This window comes from Aliivibrio thorii (assembly GCF_057368585.1).
The window spans coordinates 1,262,407-1,281,461 of the sequence record NZ_CM170654.1; the positions used below are offsets into that span (position 1 = coordinate 1,262,407).

Consider the following 19,055-nt stretch of genomic DNA (forward strand, 5'->3'; position numbering starts at 1 on the left):
CGATGGTTGAAGTAATAAAGGCGCTTAAATTAGCGCCTTTATTGGTTTATGTGATCAGCTGAGAGTTAAAGAACCGCTGCAATTCCTTTACATAAAGGAAGCATGTTGTCTTTTGTCATACCAGCGACACTGATACGGCCAGAGCCAACAATGTAGATAGCAAATTCGTCTTTTAGGCGATTTACTTGTTCTTTAGAAAGACCAGAAAAAGAGAACATGCCGTTTTGACCTTCAATAAAGCTAAAATCAGCAGCAACACCTTGCTCTTTTAGTGTTGCAACAAAAAGAGTACGCATTTCTTGGATACGGTCACGCATCTCTGCTACTTCTTGTTCCCACTCTGTGCGTAGTGCATCATCATTTAAGATGTGTGTAACAACACCTGCGCCATGAGCAGGAGGGTTAGAGTAGATAGAACGGATAATCGCTTTAACTTGAGAGAAAGCATCGGCAGCAACAGCAGCATCTTTTGCTACTAAAGTGAAAGCTCCAACACGTTCGTTATATAGACCAAAGTTTTTCGAGAATGAGCTTGCTACTAGTAATTCTGGGCAATATTTAGAGAAAATACGAAGACCAGAAGCATCTTCTTCTACACCTTTAGCAAAGCCTTGGTATGCAAAGTCAAATAGAGGCAGTAAACCTTTATTTGAACAAAGTTTAGCTAGCTCTTCCCATTCTTCAGCTGTTGGGTCGATACCTGTTGGGTTATGGCAGCAACCATGAAGTAGAACGACATCGCCTTCGCTTGCTTGTTGTAAATCAGTGAGCATTGCAGTGAAGTCTTTTGATTTAGTTTCAGCGTTATAGTAGCTATATTGTGCCGTTTCAATTCCTGCTGCGGTAAATACGCCAATGTGGTTTGCCCACGTAGGGTTACTGATCCAGATTTTCACATCGCCAAGTTGACGTTTAATGAATTCACCAGCAACACGTAATGCACCAGTACCACCAGGAGCTTGAGCCGTTTGAGCTCGTTTTTCTGTAATTACTTCAGCATCGCTACCAAATAACAATTTTTGAACAGCTAGGCCGTATTCTGCTGTACCTTGGATGGTTAAGTATGACTTTGTTTTTTCAGTATCAAGCAATACTGCTTCTGCTTTTTTTACCGTTTTTAATACAGGTGTTTGACCTGCTTCGTTCTTATAAATACCAACACCAAGGTTGATCTTTTCAGCACGAGGATCATTTTTAAATTCATCAGTAAGACCTAAAATTGGGTCGGCTGGTGCAGCAGATATTTTTTCAAACATAGTCATCATCCATGGTGAGATTAAAATAAAAAGTTAACGAGCAATTTAGTTATTTATACCTGTTAACCTTGTAAGTTTGCAACGGTTAGATAACGAAAAAGCCAAAATTTATTGATTAAAGAATGAAATCAGATAAAAAGTGGTAAAAAAACCATCAGAATAGCATTCATTCAGCATTCTGATAGGTTGGTTTGGTGTTTTAGTACATGATCTTAATTTTGTTCGATGCAGAGATAGCGTCTTTAATTGCCGCTTCAAGATTATCACGACGAGTCATCGTAACCCCTAAGCGGCGGCGACCATCAATTTCTGGTTTACCAAACAATTTCACCTGAGTTTGTGGTTGGCTTAATGCGTCAGTGAGCCCATCAAAACGAATATTAATTGATGTTCCCTGGCCTAAAATTACAGAAGAAGCAGAAGGTCCATACTGAGTTATGCTATTAATTGGCATACCAGTAAAGGCACGTACATGAAGAGCAAACTCAGACATTTCTTGAGAGATAAGCGTTACCAAACCAGTATCATGCGGACGAGGTGATACTTCATTAAAGTAAATATTGTTACCTTTAATAAAGAGTTCAACACCAAATAAACCATATCCACCAAGTGCATTTACTACTTTTTCAGCGGCTTGTTGCGCTTGTTTTAATGCGGCTTCTGTCATTATCTGTGGTTGCCAAGATTCACGATAGTCACCATCTTCTTGTCTATGACCGATTGGAGCACAGAAATATACACCATCGACAGCGCGAATGGTTAATAACGAAATCTCATAATCAAAATCAACAAACCCTTCAACAATGGCGCGTCCAGCCCCGGTACGGCCGCCATCTTGTGCGTAATCCCACGATGTTTTGATATCAGCTTCTGTTTTTATCACACTTTGACCTTTACCCGATGAACTCATCACAGGTTTGATAACACAAGGCATGCCAACAAATTTAACCGCTTCAACTAATTCATCGTAGGTATCTACAAAACGGTAAGGAGACGTCGGAAGCTTTAATTCTTCTGCAGCTAAACGACGAATACCTTCACGGTTCATGGTTAGTTTTGTTGCGTTAGCCGTAGGGACTACATTAAGCCCTTGTTTTTCTAATTCAACTAACTTGTCTGTTGCAATGGCTTCAATTTCTGGCACTACATAATCTGGTTGCTCTTTTTTGATAATTTCTTCTAGTGCATCAGTATCTAACATATCAATCGCATAACTACGGTGAGCCACTTGCATTGCAGGGGCATTTAAGTATCGGTCAACCGCAATGACTTCTAGACCAAGGCGTTGACATTCAATTGCTACCTCTTTACCGAGTTCACCAGAACCAAGCAATAATACTTTTGTTGCAGAAGAAGATAGAGCAGTACCAAACATAATAAATTCTCATGTAGTAGTGAAATATGGCGGTATCATACTAAAATTTAATAAATACGCAAACGTTTGCTTTTGGTTTTATTTCTTTAGCTAGCTTATAGCACTGGAACATAGATCACACTACTGAGTAAATTGTAGACAGAGTGGATGTGTTGATTTGTATTCAATGCCATGACTGGTATTCTATTTTTTTTGAATTAAGTAGTAGTACTAAATTATGGATGATCAAACCACCTGCGTACCTCATTCAGGGGAGACACAACAATGGGCGTTTTATGGTCTTTTAGAAAATAAGAAATTTGTTGTAAGTGATTGTATTGATATAAAAGATACTCCAAATGGATTAGGCAATCCTACGTGGTTATTACAACAAAAAATGGCGAAAGCGAACGCGCCTGTTGTCGATCTGATATTAAAAAAAGGTGCTATCTTTGTTGGTAAAACTCAAATGGATGAGTTTGGTTTTGGTCTTCATGGTAATAACTCTCATTATGAAGCGATTTTAAATCCAAACAGTGAAGGGCGATTTATAGGCGGTTCTTCTTGCGGTGCAGTTGCCGCTGTTGCAAATGGTTTTGCTGATATTGGTTTAGGAACAGACCTAAACGGTGGCATTCGGATCCCTGCGTTATATGCAGGTTTATATGGATTTAAATCGTCGACTTGTGGCGTCAATATGGATGGTGTATTTAGCATTGCAAAAGAAGACACTTCGCTTGGTTGGATTGCTAAAAATTTATCGGATATAAGAAAGGTTGCTGCAACCTTAACACCAATGTCACCACTCGTGATGATTGAGCGTATTGTGGTATTGGATAGTTTATTTCTTGATGTACCAGATGAAGCAAAAGAAAAATTAGAAAAATTGCTCGCATCATCTCCGTATAAAGTAGTTCGTAGTAAAGCGATCAGTAAGATTATTACCACAAAGGCTGCAGAGAGTTTCAAAGTTATTTGTGCGACAAGAGGGCTACGCAATATTGAGCCTTGGATTGAAAAAAATAATTCTGTTATTAATAATGAAATTAAGATGCAGATGAAGTGGCTCGCTTCATTAAAATATAAAGATGAACGCATCGCTTTAGAGCAAAGAGAGTTGGTTCAATCGGTTCTAGAATCTATTTTAGATGAAAAGACGTTAATATTAATGCCAACAACTGCGAATATTGCACCACCAAGAACCGCTTCAGATGAACAGTTATATAAGCTTAATACTCAAATATTGAAATATACGTCATTGGCCAGTTTAGCTGATTTACCACAATTACATCTTCCGTGGTTCTCAGTAAACAATTCACCGTGGGGCATTTCATTAATTGGTCAAAAAGGAATGGATAGACAGCTTATTGATGCGGCTATTCGTTGGAAGAGTAATCAATAGATCTATTGCTCTTGATAAGTAAACCGTAAATAAAAATAGAGGAGGGCATGACCCCCTCTATTTACTCTTCATTACAAAGAAATGTATTCTAGCACCATGTTAGGGCTTAGGTCTTTTAGCGTACATGTTGTAATTGCTAAATGACTAATCGCACCTTTATGATCTTCAATCAATGCTGCTTTTTTGATTTCAGATAACGCTTCACGAGACATGTTTGCGTGTACTAAAGCGACTTGTAATGGTGGTAAGCTAGGGTTAAACGCGGCATTTTCTGCATACATACCTGAGTAAATATTGCCGTTGTTCATTTCTAATGCCACACCACTAAAGTTTTTAGAATAAGGCGCATGACTGCGATTTGCAGCTTCGAATGCTTTAAGTAGCAATGGGGAATCAGATTCAAAAGTCAGCTCATGAGATACTTTCGCAAGTAATCCCCCTTCAATGCCTAAATCCTTAGGACCAAAAGATTCTGGTAAATACTCTTGTAGTGATTTTTCATCACGCTCAGGAAGTTGAACCATCAAGCTATCTGCAGTCGTTAATTCATTCATAAATTGACGACAGTGACCACAAGGGCTGAAATTAATCGTGATGTCTAGAATGCCCGTTTCACCATGGATCCAAGCATGACTAATTGCCGATTGTTCTGCGTGAATTGTTTGGCCTAACTGAACATTATTGAATTCCATATTCGCGCCAAAATATAAATCACCAGAAACACCACGAGCGATTGCACCAACATAGAAATTTGAGATAGGGGCAACAGAAAATGCAGCGGCTAAAGGAAGAAGTGCCAATCTTAATTCTTTATCACTTAATTCACTGTGAGAAAGTAAAGAAAGGAATTGTTCTTTGGTGATTACACCAGTGAATTGCTCGTTAATTAAAGGAGTAATAGCAGGTTGCAATGCAGAAGGCAGTATTTTCATGCTTTCTTCTAAGCGTTGTTGCAGAGAGTCTTTATGTAGGGTGGTCATCTATATGATCCTTTTTAAATATTATGAGATCATTTTAGAGGGAATTTGAAACGAAACATAGATCAAACTCACACTCAATGATGCAAATTTACATTAATTACATCATTGAGAGAGAGGTCACACCGTGTTTGATGCTCTTTTATCCAATAATTATTTAATCAATAGCATTAAAGAATAAATAATGGGAGCAACCAAAGAGGTAATAATGCCGCAAATTACGAGGGCTAATGAACTAAAAGCGGCATCTTGAGGGTTCACTTCAGCGGCTTGAGCTGTACCTAAAGCGTGAGAGACATTGCCCATAGTTAAGCCGCGAGCTAACGAACTTTTTATTCCTAGCATATTGTAAATCGGGTACGCACAAATTGCTCCCATTAACCCAGCAAGTAACACTAAGATAGCCGCAATTGCTGCTTCACCTTCAAGTTGTGATGAAATTGCCATTGCAATAGGCGTTGTCACTGATTTTGGCAAGATACTCGCAACGAGTTGCATATCAGCTCCCATCCATACCGCTAAGAATGCGCCAGACAACATCGAGAATAAAGACCCAACACTGCAAGCCAGTAAGATAATCTTCCAGTTAGCACGTATATGAGGCAATTGTTCGTACAATGGGTAAGCCAATGCAACGACGGCAGGCTGCAATAAATAACTTAAAAATGCATTATCGGCATAGTAAGTTTCATAAGGCACTTTGCATAACATTAAAATAGGAATGACGATAAAGACACTTAATAACAATGGATTATTGAGTGGGTGAGGAAAGCGTTTTGCAAACCAACGAGCAGAATAAAAAACAATAACCGTTAGAATTACCCACATTATTTATTACCTCTATCAAGACGATCGATAAATAATGACAGACAAACTAAGACTAATAATGACCCGCCCGCAGTACTGACAATAATAGGAATAGCATTAGTAAGTAATAAATCAAAATGCGTCATTAAACCGACCGAAATTGGGATAAATAAAATCAGCATATTACGCATGAAAAATTGGCAACCTGTTGCTGCCCAATCCGACCTACATACGCCGATAACCATCGCGGAGAATAAAATAAGCATTCCAAGAATACTGCCCGGTACTGGGAGATTTAACCAAGATTGAATACCGTTTCCAGCAAACAATGAGGCAAAAATCCATGCGAAAGAGTAAAGATATTTAATCATGATACTAACTGTTGTACGTAATTATAAACGGCGCGAAGAATCGCAGTCTTTTTCTCATTGCCTTCTAATTCAAGGTATAGGTTTTCAAAACTTGATTCATATTCTGGCAAATTAGTTTGGAAATAATCTTGCAGGTGAGCTTGCCACTTTAATTGCTCAGTCTCGTTTAGCGTGTGTGGGAAATTACGCGCACGGTAACGGAACAACAACGGCTTAATACGAGGATCTGTCACATTTGGCTCAAAATCGATAAGCTGCTCAGGCGTTGATTGACGGATAATATCAATCGTCGTTTTATCAGCATGAGAGAAGAAACCATCATATAGAAGGGTATCTACATTGGTTGATTTCTCATAGTTAGGTTCAATGCTGTAAAGCGCAATTAGTTTCTGTCTGATTTCTGGATTATCGCGGATCACTTTAAGATTTTTTAAACAAGCCGCTCTGTCCACATTTAAGTTTTCAGCATTTTCAGCGGTCAGTGTTTTAGCCGGTGCAAGAATAGGGCATTTGTTTAAATGAACTAATTTAACAGGAACCGGTAATTCATCAGGCGCAAGATCAGCACGCTTGGTATACATGCGTTGATGTAACTGCTCTGCATCTAATTCTAGGAACACACTTGGGTCTAACGCTAAATCAATCGTAATGACGGCGTTGTTGTTAGTAGGGTGCCAAGCAACAGGCACAATCCAACTGATATTGCCTCTATCTACGCCAAACATACCAGACACGTGCATCAATGGTGTCATATCAACGATATCGATTAACGTCGCCGCTTTCTTTTTATGACGCATAGAAAGCAGATAGTTAAACATTTTTGGTTGTGCTTTTTTAACGACTTTAGCTAACTCAATAGTCGCAATAACATCGGCCATCGCATCGTGGGCGTTTTCATGTTCAATGTCGTTTGCTTGAGAGAGTTTTTCTAATCTAAAGCTTGGCTTGCCTTCTTCATCTTTTGGCCACTCAATACCTTCAGGGCGCAGAGCGTAAACCGCGCGCATCACATCTAATAAATCCCAACGCGAGTTACCATTTTGCCAGCTCCAACCATACGGTTCAAAGAAGTTACGATATAAGGTGTAGCGTGAGACTTCATCATCAAAACGAATGTTGTTGTAGCCTAATGAACACGTATTTGGCTGTGATAATTCATGATGAATTTTGGCGATAAACTCAGGCTCAGATAACCCCTTGCTTACTGCGGTTTGTGGAGTGATACCCGTAATTAAACACGCTTCAGGAGAAGGTAGGTAATCAATTGGAGGGCGGCAGTAAATAACTAATGGCTCACCAATGATATTGAAATCTTCATCGGTACGAACCCCAGCAAATTGGCATGGGCGATCGAGAGATGGGCTAGTTCCCCATGTTTCATAATCAAAGAAGAAGAAACTTGGTGCGTTATCCTGCGGCATAAGTGTGTCCAATTAAGAGCAATACATTAATTATCAGAGATCTATCACATAATCGCAAGGCATTAGAAAGAGAAGAGGAAGAAAAGTTATTTCTGTCTTCAATTTTTAATTATGCTCTAAATTAATTTTAGGATTAACCAACACATAATCCATGATATTACGACCAATTGGAGCTGCATATTTACCCCATCCCGCATTTTCTAATATCGCAGTAACTAAAACCTTTGGCGTATCTAAAGGGGCAAAACTAGTGAATAAAGCATGATCTCGAAGGTGCTCAGCAAGCTCTTTAGAATTATATTTTTCACCCTTATCTAAACCAAAAACCTGACTCGTTCCTGTCTTTCCACCTGCATCATAAGCTAAGTTTTGGAATAATTTACGTGCCGTTCCTGACACTAATACGCGACGCATTCCTTCTTTAGCTAAATCCCAATAGAGCTTTTTAGTATGGCTTACTTGCGGGAAATCTTTAAACGTAACGTCTTTAAATTTTCCATGTTCCATTACTGATTTTAATAAATGAGGGCGATGAACGATGCCTTCATCAGCGATAACGGCTGTTGCTTTTGCAATCTGTATTGTTGTTGCGGTCCAATAACCTTGCCCAATTCCAACGGGAATAGTATCGCCTTTATACCAAGCTTGATGGTAATTCGTATACTTCCAGTCTCGAGTTGGCATATTGGCAGAGCTTTCTTCTCTAATATCAATGCCTGATGGTTTGCCGTAGCCAAATTTATTCATCCATACAGATAATCGGTCAATGCCCATGTCGTAAGCTACTTGGTAAAAGAAAGTATCTACTGATTTTTCTATTGCTTTTACAACATTAACTTCACCGTGACCCCAACGAATATCATCACGAAATTTACGGCTATTAGAGTGTGGGATTTGCCACCAACCAGGAAAATTACTTGTCGTATTCGGGGTAATAACTTTCTCACTTAATGCAGCTACGGCAATTTGTGGTTTTACAGTAGAGCCGGGGGGATAAATACCTAAAGTTGTTCTATTTAATAAAGGAAGGTCTGGATTATTTAATAATGCATTGTAACGTTTTGATGAAATGCCATGAACAAACAGATTTGGGTCATAGCTAGGGCTAGATACCATCGCCAATATTGAATTATCTCTAGGGTCTAATACAACGATAGAACCACGACGTTGATAATCTTCCATCTTGTGGGTTATAGGGTTCTCTTTTTTCATCTTTAATTGATTATAAGCATACAATTGAAGGCCTAAATCGATATTTAATTTAATGTCTTTTCCTGACGTTGGTGCTACATAATAAAGCGTTCGGACGATACGTCCACGACTGTCTATTTCTACTTTTTCATAGCCCGATTTACCATGCAACATATCTTCATAATAGAGTTCAATACCGAGTTTTCCGATAGCTTTAGTGCCTTTGTAATTTATATATTTATGGTCTTTTTTTAGATTGCGAATATCACGGTCATTAATTTTACCCACATAACCTAAAACATGCGTCAAGCTTGCACCGTATGGATAATGACGTTCGAGGTAGGCATTAATATGAGTGCCATCATAATGAAATTGATTTACAGAAAACTTGGCTATTTGCACCTCACTCATTTGCTCTATTAAAGTAATGGGGTGGGTACTTCGGTTTTGGTGCATGACTTTTTTAAACTCAGAAATATCCTTGTCACTTAGACTCAATAATTTTTTTAATGATGTGAGAGTCTCGTTGATATTGTCTATTTTTGCGGGAATTAATTCTAAGGTTGAGATTGGGATGTTTTGTGCTAATAACACGCCATTATGATCGTAAATTAGACCGCGATTTGGAGCTATAGGGATAATTTTAATTCTATTATGGTTTGAGCGAACTTGGTACTTATCGTGATCTTTAACTTGTAAATAATATAGGTTAAAGATGAGTCCACCGATAGCAATTAGCATAAATAGAAAAGCAATAATGACTCGTTGGTTGAATAGGGATACTTCAAATTCGTGATTTCGGAATGGTATCTTTTGTTTAAACATAGAAACTCTTAAATGATTGGAAGAACCCCGCTACTTTCCTTTTTATTTTTATGAAATATCTAATCAGCTAGGGGCGGCAATGACTATGACGCCAATATACTCATTTAGAATGTTCTTGCGATACAATCCATCATTTTTGACGTAAAACTGACATTGGAGGTAAGAAGCACTACAAGAAATTCAAATGATATGTTTTTAAATTAGAAATTTTTGATTGTCCTAACTATATTAAAATAGACATAAGCAACTTAAATGAATGAAAATATAGTGTTACAGCTCTTGGAATGGAGTCTTAAAAATAAGAGTTGAAAATAAATTGAAATATAAAAGTGTCTATTTTGTTAATCATCGCCTATATTTCATTTGAACAAGAACTTGATTTGAGGTAAAAAATTTTATTTAAATCAAGTAATAATAACTATATAGGAATAATTATGAATAAATACATGGCAGAGTTTATCGGTACGTTTTGGCTAGTGTTAGGAGGGTGTGGTAGTGCTGTATTAGCTGCTGGTTTTCCTGAGCTAGGTATAGGGTTTGCGGGCGTAGCCCTTGCATTTGGTTTAACAGTATTAACAATGGCATTTGCGATAGGTCATATCTCTGGTTGTCACCTAAACCCTGCAGTTTCAATTGGCCTTTGGGTTGGTGGACGCTTTGATGTGAAAGATCTTCTTCCTTACATTATCTCACAAGTTTTAGGCGGGATTGCAGCAGGTGGTATCTTATACCTAATCGCAAGCGGTCAAGCTGGCTTTGATTTGGCGGGCGGCTTTGCTTCAAATGGTTTCGGTGAACATTCTCCTGGTGGTTACTCAATGATGTCAGCACTTATCATTGAAGTGGTACTAACTGCTATGTTCCTAATTGTTATTATGGGTGCAACGGATAGCCGTGCTCCAGCTGGTTTTGCACCTATTGCGATTGGCTTGTGTCTAACTCTTATTCACTTAATCAGTATCCCTGTAACAAACACGTCTGTTAACCCTGCACGTAGTACTGCTGTTGCGGTTTATGTTGGTGATTGGGCGACATCTCAACTTTGGTTGTTCTGGGTTGCTCCAATTGTAGGTGCTGTAATAGGTGCGTTGATCTACAAAGTTATTGCTAAAGAAGAAGCATAATTTAGAGTCAGCTTTTTATACCAATGTAACCAGTAATAATGATCCGATAATTAGTGGAATTGGTATTAGATGTAGAATGTAAAAAATGCCGATGATTGTAGTCATCGGCATTTTTATATCAGCTATTTTATAGGATTGATTGAGTTGCTACTTTTGGTTTATGTGTTCCATCTCAGCTAAATCGTATTCTCTAATATCGATTTTTGCATAATCGTTACAATTCTGACAAGCGTAGTATTTTGCTCCATCACAATATTGATGTTGCAATACCATTGCTGGCTGTTTACACCAGTCGCAGTGACCTTCTAGATTAAACATATGACTTTCTCTACTTATAATACCAAGGCAATTAATGCATTAATTTTTATATGTTAAGTTGTTTTGATTACATTTTTATAACATATTTTGAGTGCAAAGATTTTATAGAGTCGTTCTAGATTGTAAAGATATTCGGCCAGCTTTGAGACCTTTCACGGTTTTATTTGGCGATAGGCCTTATTTATCTCAGTTAACATCACACCATCAGTTCCATGATCAGGGTGATGAAGTTGAGCAAGTTTACGGTATTGTTTCTTTATATTAGAAGTATTACTTTGCGTAGTAACACCTAATAATTGATATGGAGTAAAAGGAGGAGCACTAAAAGACGCTTTTTTTGCGGTATCTAATTCAATGTTTAAACGTTTTATCGTGACTTCTTGAGCGTCCGCTCTGATCTTTAATTTTTCGCTTGTATCTTGCAGTTGCTTAAGCTTTTCGTTTTGTAGTGACTTAGCAAAATTAGAATGCTGTGGTGGGTTTTCTTTATTTTGGTTCATTGCTTTTTTTAATCGCAATAATAAAAAAATCAAAATAACTATCATAATAGCGATCAGTAAATAACTACCAAAAGTGATTAATGCCGTTGGTTTTTCCATCTGAGTGATAATAATTGGTTTTGGTTCAGGTGCTGGTTCACTATGTGTTGGTTGGACTGTTTCACTCTGAGAAGCGACTTCTTGTGTGTCTTGAGCTTGCTTCGGTTTCTGTTGTTCTTCGGCTAACGACTTCAATACTCGTTTATAACCAAGCATCGCTTCACCGTGACCATTATGAGACGCAATTTGGTACCACAGTGACGCATTATATAAATCAACTTTTCCAGATAAGCCGTACTCATAAATCTCACCAAGATAGAATTGAGAAGGAGGGTTATTTTGTGTTGCTGCACGAGTAAACCAATAGATGGCTTGTTTACTGTCTTGAGCTACACCATACCCATTCTTATATATCTGACCTAAATTGAACTGTGCTGTCGTATTATCTTGCATAGCAGCTTGTTTAAACCACTGAATAGCATGATCAATATTAATTGGTCGATTAGTTCCTGATTCGTACTCCATGGCGAGTTTTAGTTGTGCGCGAGCATCACCTAATTCTGCTTTTTCTTCTAAAGAATTGGCATGAGTAGCTAAACTAAAAAGCAGAGTAATAATAAGCAGAATCGAACGAACCATAAATATAAAATTATTAACAATAAAAAGACGGCAACAGTGTAGCTATAGGGAGGTAGAAAAGTAAAGATAAAAGGTCTAAACAAGAAGGCATGTAACTATGAAATATCCCATTTACAAAAACAAGAGAAGCCGACCTAGAAGTTAACTATTGAGTTTGACCACCTCTAGCTTATATCTATATAACAATTTCAACTGTATTAATTTCGTGTTTGTATGTAGGGAATACCATGCTCTGTCGTTATCGCCTGCTTCCAGGTTACTCGCTTACTAAAAAAGATATTCCGTATCTTTTAACACCCAATGAATTTATCGTATTGGTAAGAAATACATCTACTCTTGTTTCCTTTCGTCGTTCTTTACCTGAAAAACTTCAGAAGAATAGAAGTATAAGTAATGCACAAGATACACATGGTTTGACACGTAACTTAAGGCGATTAATAGAAAAGGGAGAATGGGTGGCTTTATCTCTTTCTCCTCAAAATAGAAGTGTTGAACAGTTACACTTGCCTGTTATGTCAGGTTTGCAGCAACGAATTGATCGCGTTCAAAATCCAACGAGTTATTCACGAATAAAAACAAGGCCAACACTAAGACACCAAGAAGTCCAATCAACCATACCTGTTATGGCAATAGAGAAACGAGCAGATAATAAAATAGTGATAGAATTTGCAGGCCAATGGCCTAACAATGCTGCGTCTATTTCAATATCTAAGCTAAAAGGCTTAAATGAGAAAACCAAGAAGATACAAAAAGACAGTAAGCTTATTCATCGAAGCCTTGTTGAATTCTCTGATTTAGATACAACACCAAGATCTCTCTATTTAACGATCCCTAAAACGCACTCCGCTAAAGAGTTTAATTTTTTACTGGGTGAAGGCATCAGCCCAGTGAAAAAAGAAATAGAAATGGGAGAGTGGGATAATGTACTAGTGCCAGTGAGACCCTTGATATATGTCTCTGAAAAGAAAGAAAAGAAACAATTAGCAGATATAATAAAAGGCTATATTTATATTTTTTGGAAACAGAGATTGTGGCGAGAAGTCTTTGTAGATAAAAATAGTACCTTCAGTGATATCGATCTCGAATATTACCGTAATCTACCTGAAGAGCATGTAAATAAAAATTTAAGGAAAGCTGAAGGTTATCCGCTTCCACACCTTTGGTTGCCTTATAAAATCGCAGGAGAAGCTCAAACAGCAGATAAAGGGGTGGCTCTTTTATATAGTAGGGCTGCTCTCCCGTGGAATGTAATTAAAAATATCGAAACTGATTATGATTCATACAAAACATTAATATCAGCAGATGAATTAAAAAGTTACTCAGTGAATCAGTCATTTGATAATCAAAATAATATTGTAGCTATAGATCTACAAGAGTTCTCATCGCTTAATAAAAATAAGTTGAGTGATGCTTTAAGCGCACCAAGTCAAGGTTACTTAAACCAACAAAATAATAAAACCGCAGTAATTAGGTTAACCAATAATAGTGGAAGACTAGGTATTATATTAAGAGATCAATTTGATCAGCGTTATGCCAACATGGATTACATACTTGAAGCTGATGGAAAAACATACGAACGAATAACTGATGATCTTGGCTTTATACCTCTCGATGAATTTTCTGAATTAGAGAGTGTGTTTATTAATATGAAAGCAAATGAATACGATACTGATTTTTCAAATCGACTTTTTGTTGAGCTTGGTACCTTGCAATCATTGGAAGGTGAGATTGGCTTAAATCAACGATTAAAAAACCATGATTTTATGATAGCTGAGCACGGTAATATTGATGAGAGCCTTCAGAAGAATGCACTTAAAAATATGCAATATCATTGTGGTCTGTCGATGAGTGCGACTCGAAACGAAGAAACGAACAATTGGTTTGATTGCCATGACGCTGAATAATATAAGAGCTAGGGAAAGTATGAAGTCAACATTAACATCACAGCAACCAAATTTTGATGGATTGCTCGAGCAACTTGAATATAACCGTGCGTTGATCTTACGACTTACTGATAAAAAAGAAGAGTTTGGAGAGAATGAACTTGTAATTCAACGTGAGATCCGCCTGCGTTGTGATGAGCTTCAGCAGAAGCTAGATAATATTGAACGTTTAATTATCGGTCATAAAGAGGCTTTAGAAAATAGCCCCCAATTTAATGAAATAGGTAAAGACGATCTTAATTTTAATCTTATAAAGTTAAAACAACGACAACAAGATTATAAGGCTCTCTATCAAAACTCTGAATTGCAGAAAATAAAAACCGACAATGACGAATATTATCCGGTACAGCATTGGGAGCTTGAATTACAAGATAATAAAAAGATCCCTCCTTTTATACCAAGAGAAACTAGGCAGATTTGTACTCATAAAGCAGAGAATAAACTGAATGGAAAAGCGACCCATATAACGAGCAATCGAAAGGTTGATTATAGCATTGCTAATTTTGTTTATGCAGATGATGATTCGGCACTTGATAACCGATATGTTTGGTACTGGGAGGAAGAAAAAAATCATTATGCAGAGACAGGTGAAGCTAGTTGGGTGCCAACGAACCCTAACGTTGCGATAACTAACAGTTTTGGCTTTGCACAACCGATTTCAGTTATTTCATATCATTTGATGATGGAGAAAAATGAAGAAACTAAAGAGGGTAGGTTACGTTTAGCAAAAATACTTTCAATACAAGCATTCATGATGGAGAGAGAAGGAGAAAAGAATCATGCTCGGTATGGAATTTCATCTTCACCCATAAAGTTAACAACGAAGGCTCGCTTTTTCGTATACCCTTTAGATGAATCCCCTTTCTTGTCTAAATCAATGGAAACCCTTTCTTCCATAAAAAAAGAGGAAGCTAATAACGCTTCGTCGGGAGACTGTATTGAAAGTGTCGTAGCCTTTGGTGTGAGTCCTGATGATATTGATACACGTAAATACAGATACCAAGAATACCTTTATAACGGCAAGATTGCAGTTCATTGCACATTGCCAGAGTGGAATCATCGTTTGCGTAAAGTACTAAGTATTGTTCAGCGCCAGATTAATGAATATAACCTTGTGTTGAGTGCCTTCTACGTACGTTTATCTGCCTTAAATGAAATGATTGACTTGCTTAAGTTACAAACTGAATATCCATTTAAAGGTGTCGAGAAAATGGATTGGACTGCCTTAGCACTTAGTGGAATTAAAATGAAAGTGCTGAGCATGACATGGGATGTGTTCTTTCGTAATGAAGATAAAGAAAGGATCTTAGAAGCAGAAGATCGCGAGTCACTGTATAAGGCATTAGTCGCTTTAAGAAATGCCATGATGGAGACTATGGAAAACCCAGAGAGCACAATAAGTCCGCTTCATAATGCTCTCGCAAAAGAGAAAGGACACGTAAATTATAGTTGTGATCAATTATGGGATTTAATCAATTCTTCAGCTTTAAAATCTGAGCTACAGCGCTATGTCGAATGTGCAAAAGCAGCCATTAATGATGAATCACAGCATGAAAAAATTAAAAATGGCTTTGCTCCCGGCCCTTATATGGTCGAAGAAGGAAATTGGGCATTAATTTTTAACACCATAGCCGAGTGTTATGCTGCGCTGTCTTCGTCTTCTAAACACAAGCAAAAATTATTTGATGAGGTTATTTCACCAAGCTTAGATTCATTATTATCGATTGATCCCGAGCATGAATTGTATAAGCAGTTTGATAGTGTTTGGGGGAGTGTAGATGGTAATGATGAAATGGTTGCTGTTGGTATAGGCAGTAACGATAAGCGGGCAGCTAAAGACAATGCATATATTTTAGAGCAGGTTTATACATTATTAGAGTTATCTACAAAAGAAATAGATTCTAAATCAAGCAGCTTATTAGATGTTGTGTTTTCTAAAGATGTATTAATTACTTTTGAACAAATATGGGATTTAAAAGGACTTGTTGTTCCTGGGCCTGGCTCTCCTTGCGTACTTCAGGTGATACTCTCTTGTTTTCAAAAAGAAATATTCTCTGATCTATATAAAAAAATTAAAGGAGATGCCGCGTATCATTTAAGGTTCTTTAATTCGGTTTCACGAGTTTTCAGGGTATTAGAAGTAACAAAAGGGAAATCGAGAGCCTTCGATTTAAGTGATATATTTAGAGCATTTGTAGTTACGCAGAATACACAGGGTAATAAAGAAAGGCGCTTTGCAGCAAGCAAGAGCTTAAAGCGCTATTCAGAAAACATAGCTAATGGTGATGGCGGATTGACCGATACATTTTATAAACACTTTGATGGCAGACAAAGTAAATATAACCAGTTTGCTTTTGCTAAAGTGCTTTACGTATATTACAACTTAACCACTAATATTCAAACTGCGTTAAGCCTTGAAGATCAAGCAAAAGAGAAAGGGTGGGACAGTAATAGAGTTCAGTTAGAGTTAATTAAATCTACATTAACAGTCACTTCAGATACGTTAAGCATGGCAAAAAGTATTGCCGTAGTAGTCGAGAGGCTGAAAGTCACAAGTATTGCAAAAGGACATTTTGACTTTTCTATAAAGTTACTGGGTAGTTCTCTTGACCATTTGGCCAAAATATTAACAGTAGCGACGCTTATTACCACAGCGATAGCTATTAATGAATATGCTCCCGCAGATGGCGATGCCCTGTTAATGGCGAGTACCGCCTCTTTAATCGCGGATAGTCTACTGTTATATGGTTGGATGGCAAGCAGTGGTGTGTTAGTTGTGGTAGGGACCGCAATTACTGTTTTAGTGATTGCTGTAGAGTTAGTGCAAATGTATCAACTTGCTAATAGCGCAGAAGCACAAAAAAGACTTTTAACACTTTGGTCTCAATTTAAAGAGGGCTTTGAAAGGGATAAAGTCACCGCTTTGATCAATAGTAGCGAGGTAGTCACGACACTAAGAGATTATCGTTCAGGGACTCCACTTGAACTCGATATTGATATTAAGTACAACAAATCAAAAGATGAACTGATAAAAGTATTACATAGCTCTCCATTTGATCAATTAAATAATTGTCAAAAAACCAAAAAAGAGGTGGCTATAGTTGCTGATAAGTTATCGGAATCAATGTGGGGGCTATTTACAAACAAAGGATATGTCGAACTAGGCGGTTTATCATGGAGAGCGGTTATTCCAATGTACTTATTGGGTTATCAAAAGGCACACATTGAATCACTGGTTACATTCGATACTCGCTTAGATGAATTTTCTGGAATAAAGAATATTTACGATATCATTAATTATTATGAGCAAGTCAAAAGTATCAACATAGATTTAGAGAACAATAAAGAATCTGCTTTTATTTCTATTGTAAATAGCAATGCAGAAAATCAATTTGACCGTATTCATGTAGCTACTTTGCTTGAACAAGGTGTATTTATTCCACCAAATAAAGAGGATCAGCGTTTCTTCTTAGATTCTGTTTGGCAACACGAAACTTATCGTATCCCAAAACTAAAATCAGAAGGATTTAAATGATGAATCTAAACAAAACCTTGGTTTCATATATAGGAGTATTACTAATTGCGTTTAGTAGTTGCCTTCAAGCATCTCTCTTATCAAAAGAAGAGCAAGCTAAAGTTGTTATTTTAACATCTCCAACGGCTCAAAAATTACAAAAACTAGCTGACGATATTGGAATAGATGTTTACTTTTATGTCGAGGGTTTGACTGGAAATATAAGTACAAAAAACATTTTATATGTCCCAGCTTTGTTATCAGAAAATAATGGTACTATCGTAGGTACAGCGAGTATTCCTAGATTAAGTATATTACTAGATACTTTAGGAAAAACGGTTCAAGTGTTTGGTGAAGGGGGGGTTCGATTATCAGAAGAAATAATATTAGAGTTAAATGAAACAAGGTATTTGTCCTTATGGGATGTCAAATATGACGTTGATTATTTGTATTTAAGAGAGTTTTCAAATTTAGAAGGCTTAAGAATTATTGATAATGATTTAATGTTAATTAATTTACCGATAAATAGTGTATTGAAAAAAATTGAAATTCAAGATTTTAAATTAAAGGAGATAAATAATTTTGAATATCAAGATAAGTTAAAAATATTAAGATTAGAAGCAATAAATAGCATTGGTTATAACAAACTTGAAAATAATTCGTCTTTAGAAAAATTAGATTTATGGATGGGGAAGGACTCGATTGATGTTAGTAATATTGTTAATTTAAAGTCTTTATCGATATTTAATGTTGAATATGAAAGTATTAAGAGTGTGGCGAAATTAAATAATATAAAGTCTCTCACATTTTGGTGGGCTAAGGATGAGCGGATCTCGACAATATCTCTTCCAAAAAGTTTAGAGGTTTTTGCTATGATAGCATCAAGTAGAAAATCAATAATACCATTGATAAATTTACCTAATTTAAATGAAGTAATATTAAGTAGTGATAATATAAGAGGATACCCTCAATTAGAAGTAGTGCCTCAATTAGAGGACCTACCTAAATTAGAAAAATTAGTTATTATTAAAAGTAAGTTAACGTCATTAGACGGTATAGAAAAACTAACAAGCTTAAAATACGTCAGATTTGAAAAGAATGAAATTACTGATATATCAGCACTTTTTCCATTAGAGAGTCTGGTTGAAATTGATTTATCCGATAGTAAGTTTAAAAGACTAGGGTATATAGGAAAAAAACCACACCTTGATATGATCAAGCTAAGTGATAGTGAACTGGAAAGTGTTGATTTTGATGCGATAGCTAAATACCCATATTGTTCTATTTCGATTGAATTTACGCCGTTTGAAATGAATGCATCCGATGATGATCTCAATAAGATATATAACCTATGGGAAAAAGGGCACTTATAAG

13 protein-coding genes are annotated in these 19,055 nt (G+C 36.8%); 5 read left to right on the forward strand and 8 right to left on the reverse strand.

From position 1 onward, the window contains the following. Positions 1-65: 65 nt before the first annotated feature. Positions 66-1,256, reverse strand: a complete 1,191-nt coding sequence (locus AC2IP4_RS05690) for an amino acid aminotransferase (protein WP_486306553.1) — start codon at positions 1,254-1,256, stop codon at positions 66-68. 199 nt (positions 1,257-1,455) lie between these two features. Then, a complete protein-coding gene (gene purT / locus AC2IP4_RS05695; RefSeq protein ID WP_375322591.1) occupies positions 1,456-2,631 on the reverse strand; it encodes a formate-dependent phosphoribosylglycinamide formyltransferase in 1,176 nt (391 codons plus the stop codon). A 217-nt stretch (positions 2,632-2,848) separates the two neighbouring features. Between purT and AC2IP4_RS05700 the strand changes: the two genes are divergently transcribed. Continuing rightward, a complete protein-coding gene (locus AC2IP4_RS05700) occupies positions 2,849-4,012 on the forward strand; it encodes an amidase family protein (protein ID WP_375322590.1) in 1,164 nt (387 codons plus the stop codon). 71 nt (positions 4,013-4,083) lie between these two features. Here the strand turns inward: AC2IP4_RS05700 and cdd are convergent, their stop codons facing one another. The 5 genes from cdd to mrdA all read right to left on the reverse strand — a co-directional run bounded on the left by cdd (position 4,084) and on the right by mrdA (position 9,604). Further along, positions 4,084-4,992 (reverse strand): cytidine deaminase, encoded by a 909-nt coding sequence (gene cdd, locus AC2IP4_RS05705; RefSeq protein ID WP_375322589.1) that lies wholly within the window; start codon positions 4,990-4,992, stop codon positions 4,084-4,086. 150 nt (positions 4,993-5,142) lie between these two features. Further along, entirely contained in the window at positions 5,143-5,817 is a 675-nt protein-coding gene (locus AC2IP4_RS05710) for a CidB/LrgB family autolysis modulator (RefSeq protein ID WP_486306552.1), read from the reverse strand. Then, entirely contained in the window at positions 5,817-6,167 is a 351-nt protein-coding gene (locus AC2IP4_RS05715) for a CidA/LrgA family protein (RefSeq protein ID WP_486306551.1), read from the reverse strand. Before AC2IP4_RS05715 ends, AC2IP4_RS05710 begins: the two co-directional genes overlap by 1 nt. After that, entirely contained in the window at positions 6,164-7,588 is a 1,425-nt protein-coding gene (sbcB, locus tag AC2IP4_RS05720) for an exodeoxyribonuclease I (protein ID WP_375322587.1), read from the reverse strand. Before sbcB ends, AC2IP4_RS05715 begins: the two co-directional genes overlap by 4 nt. Positions 7,589-7,693: 105 nt before the next feature. Then, positions 7,694-9,604, reverse strand: coding sequence for a penicillin-binding protein 2 (gene mrdA / locus AC2IP4_RS05725; RefSeq protein ID WP_486310652.1), 1,911 nt, complete (start codon positions 9,602-9,604; stop codon positions 7,694-7,696). Between the two features lie 434 nt (positions 9,605-10,038). On the opposite strand from mrdA, the gene aqpZ reads away from it, so the two are divergent. Beyond that, the gene (aqpZ, locus tag AC2IP4_RS05730) at positions 10,039-10,728 is read left to right on the forward strand and encodes an aquaporin Z (RefSeq protein WP_105054900.1); all 690 of its coding nucleotides are present in this window, start codon (positions 10,039-10,041) and stop codon (positions 10,726-10,728) included. A gap of 470 nt (positions 10,729-11,198) precedes the next feature. On the opposite strand, the gene AC2IP4_RS05735 is transcribed toward aqpZ, so the two are convergent. Beyond that, on the reverse strand, positions 11,199-12,224 hold the full coding sequence (locus tag AC2IP4_RS05735; protein WP_375322585.1) for a DnaJ domain-containing protein: 1,026 nt from the start codon (positions 12,222-12,224) through the stop codon (positions 11,199-11,201). A gap of 227 nt (positions 12,225-12,451) precedes the next feature. Here AC2IP4_RS05735 and AC2IP4_RS05740 point away from each other — a divergent pair, with 227 nt between their 5' ends. Genes AC2IP4_RS05740 through AC2IP4_RS05750 form a run of 3 tightly spaced genes read left to right on the forward strand, consistent with a single transcriptional unit; the run spans position 12,452 to position 19,054 of the window. Next, the gene (locus AC2IP4_RS05740) at positions 12,452-14,128 is read left to right on the forward strand and encodes a hypothetical protein (protein ID WP_486306550.1); all 1,677 of its coding nucleotides are present in this window, start codon (positions 12,452-12,454) and stop codon (positions 14,126-14,128) included. 19 nt (positions 14,129-14,147) lie between these two features. Further along, positions 14,148-17,702, forward strand: a complete 3,555-nt coding sequence (locus AC2IP4_RS05745; protein ID WP_486310653.1) for a hypothetical protein — start codon at positions 14,148-14,150, stop codon at positions 17,700-17,702. Further along, positions 17,699-19,054, forward strand: a complete 1,356-nt coding sequence (locus tag AC2IP4_RS05750) for a leucine-rich repeat domain-containing protein (RefSeq protein WP_486310654.1) — start codon at positions 17,699-17,701, stop codon at positions 19,052-19,054. Before AC2IP4_RS05745 ends, AC2IP4_RS05750 begins: the two co-directional genes overlap by 4 nt. The last annotated feature ends 1 nt before the right edge of the window (position 19,055 follow it).

What these genes read in the sequence shown, in the direction of transcription:
- AC2IP4_RS05690 (WP_486306553.1), bottom strand. Translation starts at nt 1,256, where the DNA reads ATGTTTGAAAAAATATCTGCTGCACCAGCCGACCCAATTTTAGGTCTT.
- purT (WP_375322591.1), bottom strand. Translation starts at nt 2,631, where the DNA reads ATGTTTGGTACTGCTCTATCTTCTTCTGCAACAAAAGTATTATTGCTT.
- AC2IP4_RS05700 (WP_375322590.1), top strand. Translation starts at nt 2,849, where the DNA reads ATGGATGATCAAACCACCTGCGTACCTCATTCAGGGGAGACACAACAA.
- cdd (WP_375322589.1), bottom strand. Translation starts at nt 4,992, where the DNA reads ATGACCACCCTACATAAAGACTCTCTGCAACAACGCTTAGAAGAAAGC.
- AC2IP4_RS05710 (WP_486306552.1), bottom strand. Translation starts at nt 5,817, where the DNA reads ATGTGGGTAATTCTAACGGTTATTGTTTTTTATTCTGCTCGTTGGTTT.
- AC2IP4_RS05715 (WP_486306551.1), bottom strand. Translation starts at nt 6,167, where the DNA reads ATGATTAAATATCTTTACTCTTTCGCATGGATTTTTGCCTCATTGTTT.
- sbcB (WP_375322587.1), bottom strand. Translation starts at nt 7,588, where the DNA reads ATGCCGCAGGATAACGCACCAAGTTTCTTCTTCTTTGATTATGAAACA.
- mrdA (WP_486310652.1), bottom strand. Translation starts at nt 9,604, where the DNA reads ATGTTTAAACAAAAGATACCATTCCGAAATCACGAATTTGAAGTATCC.
- aqpZ (WP_105054900.1), top strand. Translation starts at nt 10,039, where the DNA reads ATGAATAAATACATGGCAGAGTTTATCGGTACGTTTTGGCTAGTGTTA.
- AC2IP4_RS05735 (WP_375322585.1), bottom strand. Translation starts at nt 12,224, where the DNA reads ATGGTTCGTTCGATTCTGCTTATTATTACTCTGCTTTTTAGTTTAGCT.
- AC2IP4_RS05740 (WP_486306550.1), top strand. Translation starts at nt 12,452, where the DNA reads ATGCTCTGTCGTTATCGCCTGCTTCCAGGTTACTCGCTTACTAAAAAA.
- AC2IP4_RS05745 (WP_486310653.1), top strand. Translation starts at nt 14,148, where the DNA reads ATGAAGTCAACATTAACATCACAGCAACCAAATTTTGATGGATTGCTC.
- AC2IP4_RS05750 (WP_486310654.1), top strand. Translation starts at nt 17,699, where the DNA reads ATGATGAATCTAAACAAAACCTTGGTTTCATATATAGGAGTATTACTA.